This is a genomic window from Serratia sp. Sp408, from assembly GCF_057180665.1.
Genome location: NZ_JBXUFT010000006.1, coordinates 1 through 15,364, shown reverse-complemented (window position 1 = coordinate 15,364; position 15,364 = coordinate 1). Strand labels below are relative to the sequence as shown.

Below are 15,364 nucleotides of genomic sequence, written 5' to 3'. Positions count from 1 at the left end.
ACTCTGGTAATGTTCTGAAGATAAACTATTGACCTCCTATCTACCCTGTGTCCGATAACATGCAAAGCCAAGCCGCAGAGAATTTGCTTCCCCCAGCCGTGCGTTCCACCTTCGCCAATGGCGTGGTCGATAGCCTGCCGATCGTGGTTGGCTATATTCCGGTCGCTTTCGCGTTTGGCCTCAGCACCGTCAAACTGGGCTTTACGCCGCTGGAAAGCCTGCTGTTTTCCTGCATCATTTACGCTGGCGCCAGCCAGTTCGTGATTACCGCGCTGTTAAGCGCCGGCATGTCGCTGTGGGTCGCCGCCCTGACGGTGATGGCGATGGACGTTCGCCATGTTCTGTACGGTCCGGCGTTGCGCCACCGCATTGTTTCACGCCTGTCACCCGGTAAAACTGCGCTTTGGGCCTTCGGCCTGACCGACGAAGTGTTCGCTGCCGCCACTGCCAAACTGATGCGCGACAACCGCAGTTGGAGTGAAAACTGGATGCTCGGCATCGCGCTTTGCTCCTGGCTGTCCTGGGTAGCCGGCACCGCGCTGGGCGCGCTGTTTGGCAATGGGCCATTAGCGCAGTTTCCGGTGATCGAAGCCTCTCTTGCCTTTATGCTGCCGGCGCTGTTCCTCAGTTTTCTGCTGGCGGCATTCACACGACCGCAAAGTTTGATTATCACCCTCTCACTGATCGGCGCCCTGCTTGGCGTGGTGTTTTTCTCCATTCCGGTGGCCATTCTGGCCGGGATCGGCGCCGGCTGCCTGGCTGCGCTATTGCAGCCGACGCGGGCGGAGATCGTTGATGAAAACTGAAGTGATCGTCATCAGTCTGTTGGTGGGCGCAGCCAATTATCTGTTCCGTTATCTGCCCTTGCGTCTGAGCTCGACACGCCAGCGACAACCTGGCCTGAAACGGGGCAAAACGGCGCTGCTGCTCGACAGTATCGGCATCGCGTCGATCTGCGCGCTGCTGGTAGTCTCCAGCACCCCAGTGGTAATGCGCGAACCTGACAAACTGCTGCCGACGCTGGTGGGTTTTGCCGCATTAAGCCTCTGCTTCTATCGCAGCAAAAGCATCATTTTCTCCACCTTGGTTGGTGCGCTCTCGTTTGGCATTACATTAAAATTATTTATGATTTTCAGTTGACGTGATGGGCAATTTCGTGCGCCAGCGCCCAAAATGCTGCCATTTCCAGCGTTAGGCATTTACAAACGGCTTACAAATGACACGAATTGCTAAATTATTCACCGTGCTGAACGTTTACATTATTAATCACTATCGTTACTATATCGAACGAAATTAATGAGGCCAAAAACTATGGAAAGCTCGTTTACTCCCATTGAAAACATGCTGAATTGCCGTGCAAAACGTCAAAAGAACTTCCCCTACCAGGAAATTCTGCTGACGCGCCTTTGCATGCATATGCAAAGCAAATTGCTGGAAAACCGCAATAAAATGCTGAAGGCGCAAGGGATTAACGAAACTCTGTTTATGGCACTGATTACCCTGGATGCGCAGGAAAATCATAGCATCCAGCCTTCCGAGCTCAGTTCGGCGCTCGGCTCGTCGCGCACCAATGCTACGCGTATCGCCGACGAACTGGAAAAACGCGGATGGATTGAACGCCGGGAAAGCGACAATGACCGCCGCTGTCTGCATCTGCATTTGACGCCGCAAGGAGAAGAATTCCTGGCTCAACTGCTGCCGCCACAGCACCAATGTCTGCATTTCCTTTGGTCCACCTTGAATAACGATGAACAGCAACAGCTTGAGCAATTGACGCGCAAGCTGCTGGCACGTCTGGATCAAATGGAAGTCACAGAACAGTTATCCTAATCCTCAATTTCTGTTCAGGTAACCAAACTTATGCGATCCCCGTTTAACTGGAGATTCACCCCGCTGTTCGCGGTATTACTGCTGGCGGGTTGTGCATCTACCGACAATATAGCGCCCCAATCGACCCTGATGGATACGCAGCAGCTGCAATTGGCACAGCCGAAAGTCAGCTCGCTGGCGATCAGCCCACAGTGGTGGCGCTCACTCAACGATCCTCAACTGGACAGGTTGATGACCCAGGCGCTGCAAAGCTCCCCGTCGCTGAGACAGGCCGCCGCACGCGTGCGCGAAGCCCAGAGCGTGATGGGTGAAGCCAGCGCCGCCAACGGGCCGAACCTGGACCTTAACGCCGGCACTACCCGTCAGCGCATTCCGCAAAACGTCAATATGGGGCTGGGGTATCCGCACAGGCCGATCTATGAAAGCTCCAACTCGCTGGGGCTGAATCTGGCCTATGAATTTGACTGGTGGGGTAAATACCGCAACCAGGTCAAAGCCGCCAAGGCCCAGGTCGACGCCGCACGTGCCGAGCAGGAACAGGCAGCCCTCACGCTGACCAGTTCGGTGGCTTCCGCCTATTACCTGTTGCAAAGCAACTATGCGCAGGAAAAACTGCTCCAGCAGGAAGTGAATAACAACGACCGCCTGACCCAGCTGCGCCAGCAGCAATATCAGGCCGGCCTGTCCGGCGTTGACGTGCCGCAACAAACCAAGGCGCAGTCTGACAGCGCCAAGCAGCAGATTCTGCAACTGCAATCGCAGATAGAACAGCTCAAGCACCAACTTGCCGCCCTGACCGGTCACGGGCCGAACGCCATGCAGCAACTGCGTCCGGTGAGCTTGCCGGCAGACAGCCTGCTGGCGCCGAAAGGGGAACTGACCGCCGATCTGCTGGGTAAACGGCCGGATATTGCGGCGCAGCGCCAGTTGGTCGAGTCGTATAGCCAGCGCGTTTCTGCCGCTCGCAAAGAGTTTTACCCCAGCCTGACCATTTCCGCCTTCGCCGGCCTGACCACCACCAATACCAGTGGTACCAGCCCGAACCTGTTTGAGGCCGCCAGCCAGGCCTGGAATATCGCGCCGGCCCTTTCGCTGCCGATCTTCCACGCGGGCGCGCTGCGCAGCAAACTGGGCGAAGAGTCCGCGCTGTACGATCAGGCGGTAGAAGGCTACAACCAGACTATCCTGAATGCCGTACAGGAAACTGCCGATGCCATTACCGTTCAGCAAAGCACTGCCCAGCAGTTGCAGCAGGCGGCATCAGCGTCCCAATCGATGCAACAGGTGTACCGTGTCGCAAACGCTCGATACCAGGCAGGGATTATCGGGCGCGACGAGCTGTTATCCAGCCAGACGCAGCTGATTCAGCAGCAACAGGCGGAAGTTGTCGCCAGCAGCAATATGATGCAGGCGAAGATAGGATTGATCCGTGCCCTGGGCGGTGGCTATCAGGCCCCAACCAATGCGGATTCGAAAGCATAATAATAGATATCCCTTCAAGGGAATTAGAGCGTGGAGAACACCATGAGCGTAAGCGCGGAGACTCAAACCCCGCAGCAACCGAAAGGCAAAAAGAAGCAGCGTAAATTCTGGCTGCTGCTGCTGACGGTTATTTTCATTGTTATTGGGGTGGCTTATTTAGTGTATTGGTTCCTGGTGCTGCGTCACCATCAGGAAACCGATGATGCCTATGTTGCCGGTAACCAGGTCCAGATCATGGCCCAGGTTTCCGGCAGCGTAAACCGTGTTAATTTCGATAACACCGATTACGTCAAGCAGGGAGATGTGCTGGTTACGCTCGATCCGACCGATGCCCAACAGGCGTTCGAGCGGGCAAAAACCGCGCTGGCCAACAGCGTGCGCCAAACCCACCAGCTGATCATCAATAGCAAACAGTATCAGGCCAATATTGCCCTGCGCAAAACTGACCTGAGCAAGGCGGAAAATGATCTCAAGCGCCGTGTGATACTGGGCAACGCCGACGCCATCGGCCGCGAAGAACTGCAACACGCCCGTGACGCGGTCGCCAGTGCCAAGGCCGCGCTCGACGTGGCGGTGCAACAGTACAACGCCAATCAGGCGATGGTGCTGGACACGCCGCTGGAACAACAGCCGGCGATCAAACAGGCGGCGGCACAAATGCGTGACGCCTGGCTGGCGCTGCAACGTACCAGCATCATCAGCCCGATCACCGGTTACGTTTCGCGCCGCAGCGTGCAGGTTGGCGCGCAAATCGCCGCCGGTTCGCCGTTGATGGCGGTGGTACCGGCCGATCACGTCTGGGTTGACGCCAACTTTAAAGAAACCCAGATCGCCAATATGCGCATCGGTCAATCCGCTACCGTGGTCAGCGATGTCTACGGCGACGACGTGGTGTATCACGGCAAAGTGGTCGGTATCGATATGGGTACCGGCAGCGCATTCTCGCTGCTGCCAGCGCAAAACGCCACCGGCAACTGGATCAAGGTGGTTCAGCGCCTGCCGGTACGTATCGAACTGGATGCCAAGCAGATAGCCGATCATCCGTTACGCATCGGTTTGTCTACGCTGGTAACGGTCGACACCACCGATCTCAACGGCCGTGTGCTGTCTGATGTGGTGCGCGACAAACCACGCTACCAGAGCGATGCGCTGGCATTGAACCTGGCGCCGGTTGACCAGTTGATCGCCGATGTCATTCATGCGAACGCCGGTTAAGCGCGCGGGAGGCTACCTTGGCACAAAAACCGCTTGAGGGAGCCCAGCTAACCTGGATGACGATCGCGCTTGCCATGGCGACCTTTATGCAGGTACTGGATTCCACCATTGCCAACGTTGCGATACCGACCATCGCCGGTAACCTGGGATCATCCAACTCCCAGGGGACCTGGGTGATCACCTCGTTTGGGGTGGCCAATGCCATCTCCATTCCGATCACCGGCTGGCTGGCGAAGCGTTTCGGCGAAGTACGCCTGTTCCTGTGGTCCACGGCGCTGTTCGCCCTCGCCTCGTGGCTGTGCGGCATCTCCAATAGTCTGGGCATGCTGATCTTCTTCCGCGTGGTGCAGGGTCTGGTGGCCGGGCCGTTAATTCCGCTGTCGCAGAGCCTGTTGCTGAACAACTATCCGCCGGCCAAAAGGGCCATGGCCCTGGCGCTATGGTCGATGACAGTGATCGTCGCGCCGATTTTCGGGCCAATCCTCGGCGGTTATATCAGTGACAACTATCACTGGGGCTGGATCTTCTTCATCAACATCCCGATTGGGCTGTTCGTGATTTTGGCCGCCATGGCGACGCTGAAGGGGCGGGAAACCAAAACCGAAATCAAGCCTATCGATACCGTCGGCCTGATTCTGCTGGTAGTCGGCATCGGTTCACTGCAGGTAATGCTCGATCAGGGCAAGGAACTGGACTGGTTCAATTCGACCGAGATCATCACCCTGACGGTGGTAGCGGTAGTGGCGCTGCTGTTCCTGGTGGTGTGGGAGCTGACGGATGACCATCCGGTGGTGGATCTGTCGTTGTTCAAGTCGCGCAACTTTACCATCGGCGTGCTCTGTATCAGCCTGGCGTACATGCTGTACTTCGGCGCCATCGTGCTGTTGCCGCAGCTGTTGCAGGAGGTGTATGGCTACACCGCCACCTGGGCCGGACTGGCGTCGGCGCCTATCGGGCTGATTCCGGTGCTGCTGTCGCCGATCATCGGCAAGTTCGGCAACCGGCTGGATATGCGCCGCTTAGTGACGTTCAGCTTCATTATGTATGCCGTGTGCTTCTATTGGCGCGCCTACACCTTTGAACCGGGTATGGACTTTGGCGCCTCGGCCTGGCCACAGTTTGTCCAGGGCTTCGCCATCGCCTGCTTCTTCATGCCGCTGACCACCATCACGCTGTCAGGGCTGCCGCCGGAACGTATGGCGGCGGCGTCGAGTCTGTCGAACTTTGTGCGTACGCTGGCCGGCTCGATTGGTACCTCGATTACCACCACGCTGTGGACACAGCGTGAATCGCAACACCACTCGCAGTTGGCGGAATTTGTAAACCCTTACAATCCGCAGTCGCAGGAGATGTACCACAAACTGGAGCAGCTCGGCATGAGCCAGCAGCAGTCGTCGGCCTACATCGCCAACGAAATCACCGCGCAAGGGCTGATTATCTCGGCTAACGAGATCTTCTGGCTCGCCGCAGGGGTCTTCCTGATCCTGCTGGCGCTGGTGTGGTTCGCCAAACCGCCATTCAGTTCCGGCGGCGGCGGCGGTGGCGCGCACTGATCGCAGACCAAATAAAACGGGCGCTCTTGAGCGCCCGTTTCTTTATGCGAAAAACCGCGGTTATGCCTGGTTCTGACGCCACCAGTCGGCTAGCAGAATGCCAGTTGCCACCGATACGTTGAGGCTTTCTACCTTACCGGTACCACCGATGGAGATGCTCATGTCGCCCTGCTGCCATGCACTGTCGCTCAGACCGTCGCGCTCCTGACCCAGCACCAGCACCATTTTGGCCGGCAGTTTGGCCTGTGCCAGCGTAGTCCCTTTATGGCTGGAGGTAGTGACGATGGTGTAGCCTGCCTTGCGGAAGGTATCCAGCACCGACAGGAAGTCATCTGCATTGATTGCCTTGATATGCTCCGCGCCACCCTCGGCGGTACGCACCGCTGCGCCAGACTCCAGCAGCGCCGGATCCTGCAACAATACGCCGTTCACGCCGAAATGCGCGCATGAACGCACGATAGCGCCCAGGTTGTGCGGGTTGCCGACTTCTTCCAGCGCCAGCACGCAGTCTTTCGCCGGCGCGCTTTGCAGATAGGTCTGCGCATCCAGCCCCTGACGTTTTTTGATCAGGAAGCATACCCCGCCGTGGTGTTCGGTGCCGGACGCCTTCGCCAGCTCTTCTTCATCCACCACGTGGTAGGCCTTGCGGTTGGCCGCCATCCAGCGCAACGCTTCACGAAAACGCGGCGTGACCGACTGCACGAACCAGGCACGCACAATGGCGTCCGGGCGGCTGGCGAACAGCGCCTGACAGGCGTTTTCACCGTAGACGCGCGTTTCTTCCGCACGCTGGCGACGCAGCTGCTCCGGGTCGATAAAACTTTTTCCACTGATGCCACCGTGATCGAACGCCGCTTCGTCGTCCGGGGCGCGGGACACGGTTTTCCACGGTGAATCATAACCACCACGCTCTTCGCTGCGCGCCGGGCGACGAGGACGATCGCCATCACTGCGGCGCGAATCGCTGGTGCGACGATCGTTGCCGCCACGCGGTTTATCCTGGCCACTACGGGCGCCGCGTGCATTGTCTGCCGGACGGCCCTTGCCTGCCGGACGTTTGTTTTTGTTACGGTCGTCGCCGCTGTCGTCGTCACTGCGGACGTACATCACTTTAACTTTGCCGTTCTTGCCACTAAATGAGTCGTTCATTGTCTTCTCCACCAACGCGCAGGGCGCGAAGATTACCTGATGTCGGTGCACTTAGCCACTAACTTGCGCCATGCGCAATAATTCGCGTCGCATTGCCGCAGCACCTGCGCGTATCCCTGCCCCGACGGGGCAGGATCCCTTGCCGAGCCGAGTCACCGTCACCGACAGAGAGACATGCGGCAGTATGACGGCGATAAAAGCCCCCGACTATTAAATTCATTGAACAAACCACTTTGTTCAATTACATCATTTTAACGATAATAGACACTATTACAGAAGCATACCTGCGCCCTGCCGGGGCGGTATGCCAGCTTGCGTATCCGAGGTAACCATGAATACAGTTTGTGCAGCGTGTAACGCCACCAATCGCGTTCCGGAAGATCGTCTGACAGACGGCGCCAAGTGCGGGCGCTGTGGCCATGAATTATTCGACGGTGACGTCATCAACGCCACTGCCGCGACCTTTGACCAGTTGTTAAAAGACGATCTGCCGATCGTGGTCGATTTCTGGGCACCGTGGTGCGGCCCGTGCCGCAACTTTGCACCGATTTTCGAAGACGTGGCCGAAGAACGCGCCGGCAAAGTTCGTTTCGTCAAGATCAACACCGAAGCCGAACCGGAGCTGAGCGCCCGTTTCCGCATCCGCAGCATTCCAACCATTATGCTTTTCCGCGATGGTAAAATGGTCGACATGCTCAACGGTGCCATGCCCAAAGCGCCATTTGACAATTGGCTCAATGAGCTAGTCTAACGCATAAACGCCCTGTACGCCGCCGGCCATTATGTACGGCGCCCAGGCGAACTTAAGCCCGCGCGCACTCCCGCCGGGCTTTTTTCTACGCTACAATAGCGGTTTTATTCAGGACTGCTATGACCGACAACGCCGTACTTCGCCTGCGTCAATTCCGTCTGGATCGTTCAACCCGCCCGTTTCTGGCGCGCGGCTGCCGCGTGGCGCGTTGTCAGGGCTGCCTGCTGCCGCAAAAAAACTGCCTTTGCGATACCATTACGCCGCAGCAGGCCACCAGCCGCTTCTGCCTGATCATGTTCGGCGCCGAGCCGTTAAAACCCAGCAACACCGGCCGGCTGATTGCCGATATTCTGCCAGATACCCAGGCGTTTCTCTGGTCCCGTACCGAGATCGATCCTGCGCTGCTGGCTGCCATCAACGACCCCGAACGCCAGCCCTATGTGGTGTTCCCGGCCTCTTACGCCGATCCCCAACGGCCGGTATGCAGCGAGCTGCCCGCCAACGCTAAACCGCCGCTGTTCATCATGCTCGATGGCACCTGGGCAGAAGCGCGCAAAATGTTTCGCAAAAGCCCGTACCTCAATAGCTTTCCGGTGTTTTCATTGAACGTTGCCGCCGCCTCCGACTATCAGCTGCGCGAAGCCAGCCGAACAGAACAGCACTGTACCGCCGAAGTGGCCGCAGCCTTGCTGCTCCAGGCAGGTGACGGCGCCGCTGCGCAGGGGCTCAGTCAACACTTCAGCCATTTCCGCCAGCAATATCTGGCCGGCAAACCTACGCGGCCGGCGGCTCCGACGCTGCACGCCGTGCCGCAAAGCGATCCTGGCTGACGTGCTGCACTACGTGGCCCGCGCTCAGGTCAGCAAAACGACGCCAACTCTGTGACCGAAGCGAGCAAAGGCGACCAACAAAGATACAGCGCAGGGAATAAGGGTATAGAATCAGGCAACAACGTTTCCGCTAAGGAGTGAGGTTATGAGCCAGCGAGGCCTGGAAGCGCTTTTGCGTCCCAAATCGATTGCCGTGATTGGCGCATCCCAACAGCCTGGACGTGCCGGATTCCTGATGATGCGCAATCTGCTGAACGGTGGCTTTGGCGGCCCGGTGTTGCCGGTCACGCCGCGTTATCACGCGGTATGTGGCGTAATGGCCTATCCTGACGTCGCCAGCCTGCCGCTAACGCCCGATCTCGCCGTACTCTGCACCCACGCCAGCCGTAATCTGGAACTCCTTGAAGCGCTCGGCGAACGCGGCTGCAAAACCGCCATTGTGCTGTCGTCACCACCGGCGCAGTTCCCACAGTTGAAAGCCTGCGCGCAGCGTTACGCCATGCGGCTGCTCGGCCCCAATAGCCTGGGGTTACTGGCGCCGTGGCAAGGCATCAACGCCAGTTTCTCGCCGGTACCGATACAGAAAGGCAAACTGGCGTTTATTTCACAGTCCGCCGCGGTGGCCAACACCGTTCTTGACTGGGCACAACAGCGTGAAGTCGGTTTCTCTTATTTTATCGCGCTCGGCGACAGCCTGGATATCGACGTTGACGACCTGCTGGACTTTTTGGCACGCGACGGCAAAACCAGCGCCATTTTGCTGTATCTGGAAAATATCAACGATGCCCGCCGCTTTTTGTCGGCATCGCGCAGCGCTTCGCGCAATAAGCCCATTCTGGTGATCAAGAGTGGCCGTAGCCAGCAGGCGCAGCGCCTGCTCAATAGTCAGCAAGGGTTGGACGCGGCCTACGACGCGGCAATACAACGCGCCGGGCTGTTGCGGGTTCAGGACACTCATGAACTGTTTTCCGCAGTAGAAACCCTAAGCCACATGCATCCGCTGCGTGGCGAACGCCTGATGGTCGTCAGCAACGGCGCCGCGCCAGCGGCTATGGCGCTGGATGAACTGCTGCGTCGCAACGGCAAACTGGCGGTGCCAAGCGAAGCCACCCAGACAGCAATCGGCAACGTGCTGCCTGAGGTCATCCACCTCGGCAACCCGATCGATCTGCGTGACGACGCGACGCCGGCCCGCTATCTGGCCACGGTTGAAGCCCTGCTCGACAGTACGGATTACGATGCCTTGCTGTTGATCCACGCCCCCAGCGCCGCCGCACCGGGCACCGACACCGCCGAGACGCTGATTGACGCCATACGCCGCCATCCACGCGGCAAACGCATTACGCTGTTAACCAACTGGTGCGGCGAATACTCCTCGCAGGAGGCACGGCGGCTGTTTACCGAAGCGGGCATTCCCACCTACCGCACTCCGGAAGGGGCGGTGACGGCGTTTATGCATATGGTGGAGTATCGCCGCAATCAGAAGCAGTTGAAGGAAACGCCCGCGCTGCCCATCGGCCTGACGGCCAACACTGCCGAAGCACATCAGTTGATACACCAGGCGCTGGAGGAAGGCGCCAAGCAGCTCGACACCCACGAGGTACAACCGATCCTGCAAGCTTATGGTCTCAGCACGCTACCCACCTGGATTGCCGGCGACAGTGCCGAAGCGGTGCATATCGCCGAGCAGATCGGCTATCCGGTCGCATTGAAGCTGCGTTCGCCTGACATCCCGCACAAGTCGGAGGTTCAGGGTGTGATGCTGTATCTGCGCACCGCGGTTGAAGTGCAGCGCGCCGCAGACGCCATTCTCGATCGCGTCAAACGTACCTACCCGCAGGCCAGGATCCACGGCCTGTTGGTGCAAAGCATGGCGAATCGCGCTGGTGCGCAGGAGTTGCGCATCGCGGTGGAGCAGGATCCGATCTTCGGCCCACTGATTATGCTGGGCGAAGGCGGCCTTGAATGGCGTCAGGAAAATCAGGTGGCGGTTGCCCTGCCGCCGCTCAATATGGCACTGGCGCGCTATCTGGTGTTGCAGGCGGTAAAAGGCGGCAAGATCCGTGGGCGCAGCGCCTTGCGCCCGCTGGATATTCCTGGTCTGAGCCGGCTGCTGGTACAGGTTTCCAACCTGATCCTCGACTGCCCGGAAATCACCCGGCTGGATATTCACCCGGTACTGGCCGCTGGCGACGAATTCACCTTGCTCGACGTTTCAATGCAGCTGGCACCGTTTAGCGGCGATCCTCAGGCCCGGCTGGCGATCCGCCCCTATCCACATGAGCTGGAAGAAACCATCACGCTGAAAGACGGATCGCACTGCCTGTTCCGGCCGATCCTGCCGGAAGACGAACCGGCATTGAAACACTTTATCGATCGCGTCACCAAAGAAGATCTTTATTATCGCTATTTCAGTGAGATCAACGAGTTCACCCATGACGATTTGGCTAACATGACGCAGATCGACTACGATCGGGAGATGGCTTTTGTTGCCGTTCGCCAGGGGGAGGAAATTATCGGCGTAACGCGCGCGATGTCCGACCCCGACAACACCGATGCCGAATTCGCCGTCCTGGTGCGTTCCGACCTTAAGGGATTGGGACTGGGTCGCCAGCTGTTGGAAAAGCTGATCGGTTACGCCCACAGCCACGGCCTGTTGCGCCTGACCGGTATCACCATGCCGAATAATCGCGGTATGGTGGCGTTGGCCGAAAAGCTGGGCTTTGCGGTTGACGTACAGCTTGAAGACGGCATCGTCAATTTGACCCTGCCGCTACGGACTGGCACCGAGAAGTGACCGGCGTCGCAATGCGCTACGAATCCATTACTTAACGCCAAAACATACGCACAATCGAGGCAACTAGTGGTATTATCGCCCGATTATTTATTTTAATGTTTTAATGCATGTGGCGTTCCGGCCATCTAATTATGAGAGAAGAAGCGCACTGTGATGTTGTCAAAATTTAAACGTAGCAAACATCAACAACACCTTGCACAATTGCCAAAACTCCCCCAGACGGTGGCCGATGTCCGTACTCTATACACGCCGTCTGATTATCGCGCCGCCCTGCTCGATGCTATCGCCAACGCAACGCAACGCATTTATCTGGTGGCTCTGTACCTGGAACACGACGATGCCGGCCGCGATATTCTGAACGCGCTGTATCTTGCCAAGCAAAACCGTCCTGAACTGGAAGTTTGCGTACTGGTCGACTGGCACCGCGCACAACGCGGGCGCATTGGCGCCGAGGCGACCAATACCAATGCCGACTGGTACTGTTCAATGGCAGACCAGCACCCTGACGCATCGGTCCCGGTATACGGCGTGCCGGTAAATACCCGCGAAGCCATGGGCGTACTGCACCTGAAGGGTTTTGTCATTGATGACACCGTGATCTATAGCGGTGCCAGCATTAACGACGTGTATCTGCATCAGCATGAAAAATACCGTTACGACCGTTACCAGCTGATTAGCAACGTCGTGCTGGCCGACACCATGATCGATTACATCAAACAGCATTTACTGACCGCCGGGGCCGTGCAACGCCTCGATCGCTGCGATCGCCCCAGCAGCCCGGAGATCAAAAACGAAACACGGAACTTTCGCTTTGCGCTACGCAGAGCGGGCTACCACTTCCGTGGCAAGGCAGGTAATGATGAACTGGCGGTAACGCCACTGGTGGGTTTAGGCAAGCAAAGCGTGTTGAACAAAACCATTCATCACCTGATGGCCTGCGCCGACCAAAAACTGACGCTATGCACACCATACTTCAACCTGCCGGCGTTGCTGGTACGCAATATCATTTATCTGCTGCGTCAGGGTAAACAGGTAGAAATCATCGTCGGTGACAAAACCGCCAACGATTTTTATATCCCGGAAGATCAACCGTTCAAGATCATCGGCGCGCTGCCATACCTGTACGAAATCAACCTGCGCCGTTTTCTGACGCGCTTGCAGCGTTATGTCGATACCGGACAACTGATTGTTCGCCTATGGAAAGACGGCGATAACAGCTACCATCTGAAAGGCATGTGGGTCGATGATGAATGGCAGTTAATCACCGGCAATAACCTGAATCCGCGCGCCTGGCGCCTCGATCTGGAAAACGCCATCCTGATCCACGATCCCAAGCAGGAAATTCGCGAGCAGCGCCACAGAGAGTTGGAGTGCATCCGCACCCATACCACCGTAGTGAGCCACTTCCAAGAGTTGCAAAGCATTCAGCAGTACCCGATCAAAGTGCGCAAGCTAATCCGCCGTTTGCGTCGGATCCGCATTGACCGATTGATAAGCCGTATACTTTAATCCGGCTATACTTGCTGTAATCGACCCCGGCCGAGGCTGGGGTTTTTTATGCGCCATGACAACAGGATGTTTTCATAATGCATTTGCTGCGATCGACTGTTTTGCTTCCCTTGTTGCTGCTCAGTGGCTGTAGCCATTGGGCCAACGACGCGTGGACGGGAAAAGACAAGGCACAACATTTCATCGCCTCCGCCACCTTTGCCGCCGCCGGCAGCGCTTATGGCGATCGCCAGGGCTGGAGTGAGCCTCATAGCCGCAGTTTCGGCCTGGCGTTTTCCATCGGTCTTGGTGCCGCCAAAGAGCTGTACGACAGTCGCGCAGGCGGTTCCGGCTGGAGCTGGAAGGACTTCGCCTGGGACGTGGCAGGCGCCGCAACCGGCTATAGTCTCTACCACGCCACCCGTTAAGCTAGAGCTGAATCTCTTTCCCCTTGGCATGCAGCCGCAGTGAGACTATCAACGCCAACAGGCACATGCCGGACACATACCAGAAGAAGGCATTTTCGATACCAAACGATTTCAATGACAACGCCACGTATTCGGCCGAGCCGCCAAACATGGCGTTGGCTACCGCATAAGACAGCCCCACCCCCAGCGCCCTCACCTCCGGTGGGAACATCTCGGCCTTAAGCAGACCGCTGATAGCGGTATAAAAACTGACGATCAACAAGGCCACGACGATCAAGCCAAACGCCAGGTATGGATTGGTGACGCTTTTTAGCGTAAACAGGATAGGAACCGTCAGCAGCGTTGCCAGGGTGGCAAAAGTCAGCATCGAATTGCGGCGACCAATACGGTCAGACAGCCCGCCAATCACCGGTTGCAGCAACATAAAGACAAATAAGGCGGCGGTCATGATGCCGCTGGCCAGCTTGGCATCCATGCCCGCGGTGTTGACCAGATATTTTTGCATATAGGTGGTAAAGGTGTAGAAACTCAGCGAACCGCCAGCGGTAAAACCCAATACCATCAAGAAAGCCCGGCGATTCTTCCACAGCCCGGTTAGTGAACCCGCGTCCTTATGATTACGGGTTTTGGCATCAGAGGTTTCGTTCAACGCACGGCGCAGAAACAACGCGACAATCGCCAACACCGCGCCGAGTGCAAACGGGATGCGCCAGCCCCAGGCCTTCAATTCATCGGCAGACAACACCTGTTGCAGCGCCACCAGAACCAATAATGCCAACAACTGGCCGCCGATCAGAGTAACGTATTGGAAAGAGGCAAAAAATCCGCGACGACCGGCAATCGCCACCTCACTCATATAGGTAGCACTGGTGCCGTATTCGCCTCCGACCGACAGCCCCTGGAACAGCCGTGCGACCAGCAGCAACACCGGCGCCCAATAACCAATCGCGGCATAGCCCGGTAAACAGGCAATCGCCAACGATCCTGCACACATCATGCATACCGAAATCATCATCGAATTCTTTCGGCCATGTTTGTCGGCAATATAACCAAACAGCCAGCCGCCGATCGGGCGCATGAAAAAACCGGCGGCGAATATGCCGGCGGTTTGCAATAACTGGGTGGTGCTGTTACCTGCCGGGAAAAATGATGAAGCAAAGTAAATCGAACAGAAGGAGTAAACGTAGAAGTCAAACCACTCCACCAGGTTACCTGACGAAGCCCCCACAATGGCAAAAATGCGCTGTTTCTTATCGTGCGCCTCCGCCGCCGTGTTGTCTGCTACACCCGAGGTTGTTTCTGTCATTGCATATTCTCCAGGCCAAATGGCATCGCGCCGTTAATTGTGACTCTATTGTTGTTTATAAGTTAACAACAATAGAGTTAGCAGGCGAAGAAAATAAACATCACGGTTCAGAAAACCGTATGGTTGTGATGGCGATAAAAAATAATGTAATTGGGGCCAAAAAATTGCAGCGGAGAGGGTTTTGCCAAAGTAAAAAGCCCCACGCTTGCGCGTAGGGCTGGTTGTTTTATTTGATGCCTGACCGTGTCCTGCAATATTCGTCTTATCCCGAGGCTCACCCCCACCGGCCGCAGCCAGCGGGGTTCACATCCGTTCCTGACGGACAGAGCGCCTGCCCATACTCGAGCAATACAGCAGATAACAGACAAAACAAAAAGCCCTACGTTTTCACGTAGGGCTTGTTGCTTTATTTGATGCCTGGCAGTGTCCTACTCTCGCATGGGGAGACCCCACACTACCATCGGCGCTACGGCGTTTCACTTCTGAGTTCGGCATGGGGTCAGGTGGGACCACCGCGCTATTGCCGCCAGGCAAA

At 57.2% G+C, this 15,364-nt stretch carries 13 protein-coding genes and 1 rRNA gene; 11 read left to right on the top strand and 3 right to left on the bottom strand.

The features are described 5' to 3' along the window. The first annotated feature begins 59 nt into the window (after positions 1-59). The 6 genes from AC2AXP_RS16955 to emrB all read left to right on the top strand — a co-directional run bounded on the left by AC2AXP_RS16955 (position 60) and on the right by emrB (position 6,080). Complete coding sequence (locus tag AC2AXP_RS16955) at positions 60-806, top strand: AzlC family ABC transporter permease (protein WP_484381825.1); 747 nt, start codon at positions 60-62, stop codon at positions 804-806. Continuing rightward, positions 796-1,140: an L-valine transporter subunit YgaH gene (ygaH, locus tag AC2AXP_RS16950; protein ID WP_484381824.1), complete on the top strand. Its 345-nt coding sequence runs from the start codon at positions 796-798 to the stop codon at positions 1,138-1,140. Before AC2AXP_RS16955 ends, ygaH begins: the two co-directional genes overlap by 11 nt. Before the next feature lie 171 nt (positions 1,141-1,311). Beyond that, positions 1,312-1,830: a transcriptional repressor MprA gene (gene mprA / locus AC2AXP_RS16945; RefSeq protein WP_004959349.1), complete on the top strand. Its 519-nt coding sequence runs from the start codon at positions 1,312-1,314 to the stop codon at positions 1,828-1,830. 30 nt (positions 1,831-1,860) lie between these two features. Beyond that, a complete protein-coding gene (locus tag AC2AXP_RS16940; protein ID WP_004959347.1) occupies positions 1,861-3,312 on the top strand; it encodes an efflux transporter outer membrane subunit in 1,452 nt (483 codons plus the stop codon). Between the two features lie 42 nt (positions 3,313-3,354). Next, positions 3,355-4,527: a multidrug efflux MFS transporter periplasmic adaptor subunit EmrA gene (gene emrA / locus AC2AXP_RS16935; protein ID WP_004959345.1), complete on the top strand. Its 1,173-nt coding sequence runs from the start codon at positions 3,355-3,357 to the stop codon at positions 4,525-4,527. A 17-nt stretch (positions 4,528-4,544) separates the two neighbouring features. After that, positions 4,545-6,080 (top strand): multidrug efflux MFS transporter permease subunit EmrB, encoded by a 1,536-nt coding sequence (gene emrB / locus AC2AXP_RS16930; protein ID WP_039991823.1) that lies wholly within the window; start codon positions 4,545-4,547, stop codon positions 6,078-6,080. A gap of 60 nt (positions 6,081-6,140) precedes the next feature. Here emrB and AC2AXP_RS16925 read toward each other — a convergent pair whose 3' ends face one another. Continuing rightward, a complete protein-coding gene (locus tag AC2AXP_RS16925) occupies positions 6,141-7,229 on the bottom strand; it encodes a tRNA/rRNA methyltransferase (RefSeq protein ID WP_004959340.1) in 1,089 nt (362 codons plus the stop codon). Positions 7,230-7,560: 331 nt separating this feature from the next. Between AC2AXP_RS16925 and trxC the strand changes: the two genes are divergently transcribed. From trxC to AC2AXP_RS16900, 5 genes are all read left to right on the top strand, one after another. Beyond that, a complete protein-coding gene (trxC, locus tag AC2AXP_RS16920) occupies positions 7,561-7,980 on the top strand; it encodes a thioredoxin TrxC (RefSeq protein ID WP_004959337.1) in 420 nt (139 codons plus the stop codon). Between the two features lie 119 nt (positions 7,981-8,099). Next, a complete protein-coding gene (locus tag AC2AXP_RS16915; protein WP_004959334.1) occupies positions 8,100-8,810 on the top strand; it encodes a tRNA-uridine aminocarboxypropyltransferase in 711 nt (236 codons plus the stop codon). 145 nt (positions 8,811-8,955) lie between these two features. Beyond that, entirely contained in the window at positions 8,956-11,607 is a 2,652-nt protein-coding gene (locus AC2AXP_RS16910; RefSeq protein WP_004959332.1) for a bifunctional acetate--CoA ligase family protein/GNAT family N-acetyltransferase, read from the top strand. A 153-nt stretch (positions 11,608-11,760) separates the two neighbouring features. Further along, positions 11,761-13,116: a CDP-diacylglycerol--serine O-phosphatidyltransferase gene (gene pssA, locus AC2AXP_RS16905; protein ID WP_484381823.1), complete on the top strand. Its 1,356-nt coding sequence runs from the start codon at positions 11,761-11,763 to the stop codon at positions 13,114-13,116. Between the two features lie 77 nt (positions 13,117-13,193). Then, positions 13,194-13,523, top strand: coding sequence for a YfiM family lipoprotein (locus AC2AXP_RS16900; protein WP_004959327.1), 330 nt, complete (start codon positions 13,194-13,196; stop codon positions 13,521-13,523). Position 13,524: 1 nt separating this feature from the next. Here AC2AXP_RS16900 and AC2AXP_RS16895 read toward each other — a convergent pair whose 3' ends face one another. Continuing rightward, positions 13,525-14,829 carry an MFS family transporter gene (locus AC2AXP_RS16895; RefSeq protein ID WP_039991822.1) on the bottom strand — a complete coding sequence of 435 codons (1,305 nt, stop codon included), beginning with the start codon at positions 14,827-14,829 and terminating at the stop codon, positions 13,525-13,527. A gap of 415 nt (positions 14,830-15,244) precedes the next feature. Next, positions 15,245-15,360, bottom strand: a 5S ribosomal RNA gene (gene rrf / locus AC2AXP_RS16890). Between the last annotated feature and the right edge of the window lie 4 nt (positions 15,361-15,364).

Bases quoted from the DNA above. Each gene is read 5' to 3' on its own strand.
- AC2AXP_RS16955 (WP_484381825.1), top strand. From the start codon at position 60: ATGCAAAGCCAAGCCGCAGAGAATTTGCTTCCCCCAGCCGTGCGTTCC.
- ygaH (WP_484381824.1), top strand. From the start codon at position 796: ATGAAAACTGAAGTGATCGTCATCAGTCTGTTGGTGGGCGCAGCCAAT.
- mprA (WP_004959349.1), top strand. From the start codon at position 1,312: ATGGAAAGCTCGTTTACTCCCATTGAAAACATGCTGAATTGCCGTGCA.
- AC2AXP_RS16940 (WP_004959347.1), top strand. From the start codon at position 1,861: ATGCGATCCCCGTTTAACTGGAGATTCACCCCGCTGTTCGCGGTATTA.
- emrA (WP_004959345.1), top strand. From the start codon at position 3,355: ATGAGCGTAAGCGCGGAGACTCAAACCCCGCAGCAACCGAAAGGCAAA.
- AC2AXP_RS16925 (WP_004959340.1), bottom strand. From the start codon at position 7,229: ATGAACGACTCATTTAGTGGCAAGAACGGCAAAGTTAAAGTGATGTAC.
- trxC (WP_004959337.1), top strand. From the start codon at position 7,561: ATGAATACAGTTTGTGCAGCGTGTAACGCCACCAATCGCGTTCCGGAA.
- AC2AXP_RS16915 (WP_004959334.1), top strand. From the start codon at position 8,100: ATGACCGACAACGCCGTACTTCGCCTGCGTCAATTCCGTCTGGATCGT.
- AC2AXP_RS16910 (WP_004959332.1), top strand. From the start codon at position 8,956: ATGAGCCAGCGAGGCCTGGAAGCGCTTTTGCGTCCCAAATCGATTGCC.
- pssA (WP_484381823.1), top strand. From the start codon at position 11,761: ATGTTGTCAAAATTTAAACGTAGCAAACATCAACAACACCTTGCACAA.
- AC2AXP_RS16900 (WP_004959327.1), top strand. From the start codon at position 13,194: ATGCATTTGCTGCGATCGACTGTTTTGCTTCCCTTGTTGCTGCTCAGT.
- AC2AXP_RS16895 (WP_039991822.1), bottom strand. From the start codon at position 14,829: ATGACAGAAACAACCTCGGGTGTAGCAGACAACACGGCGGCGGAGGCG.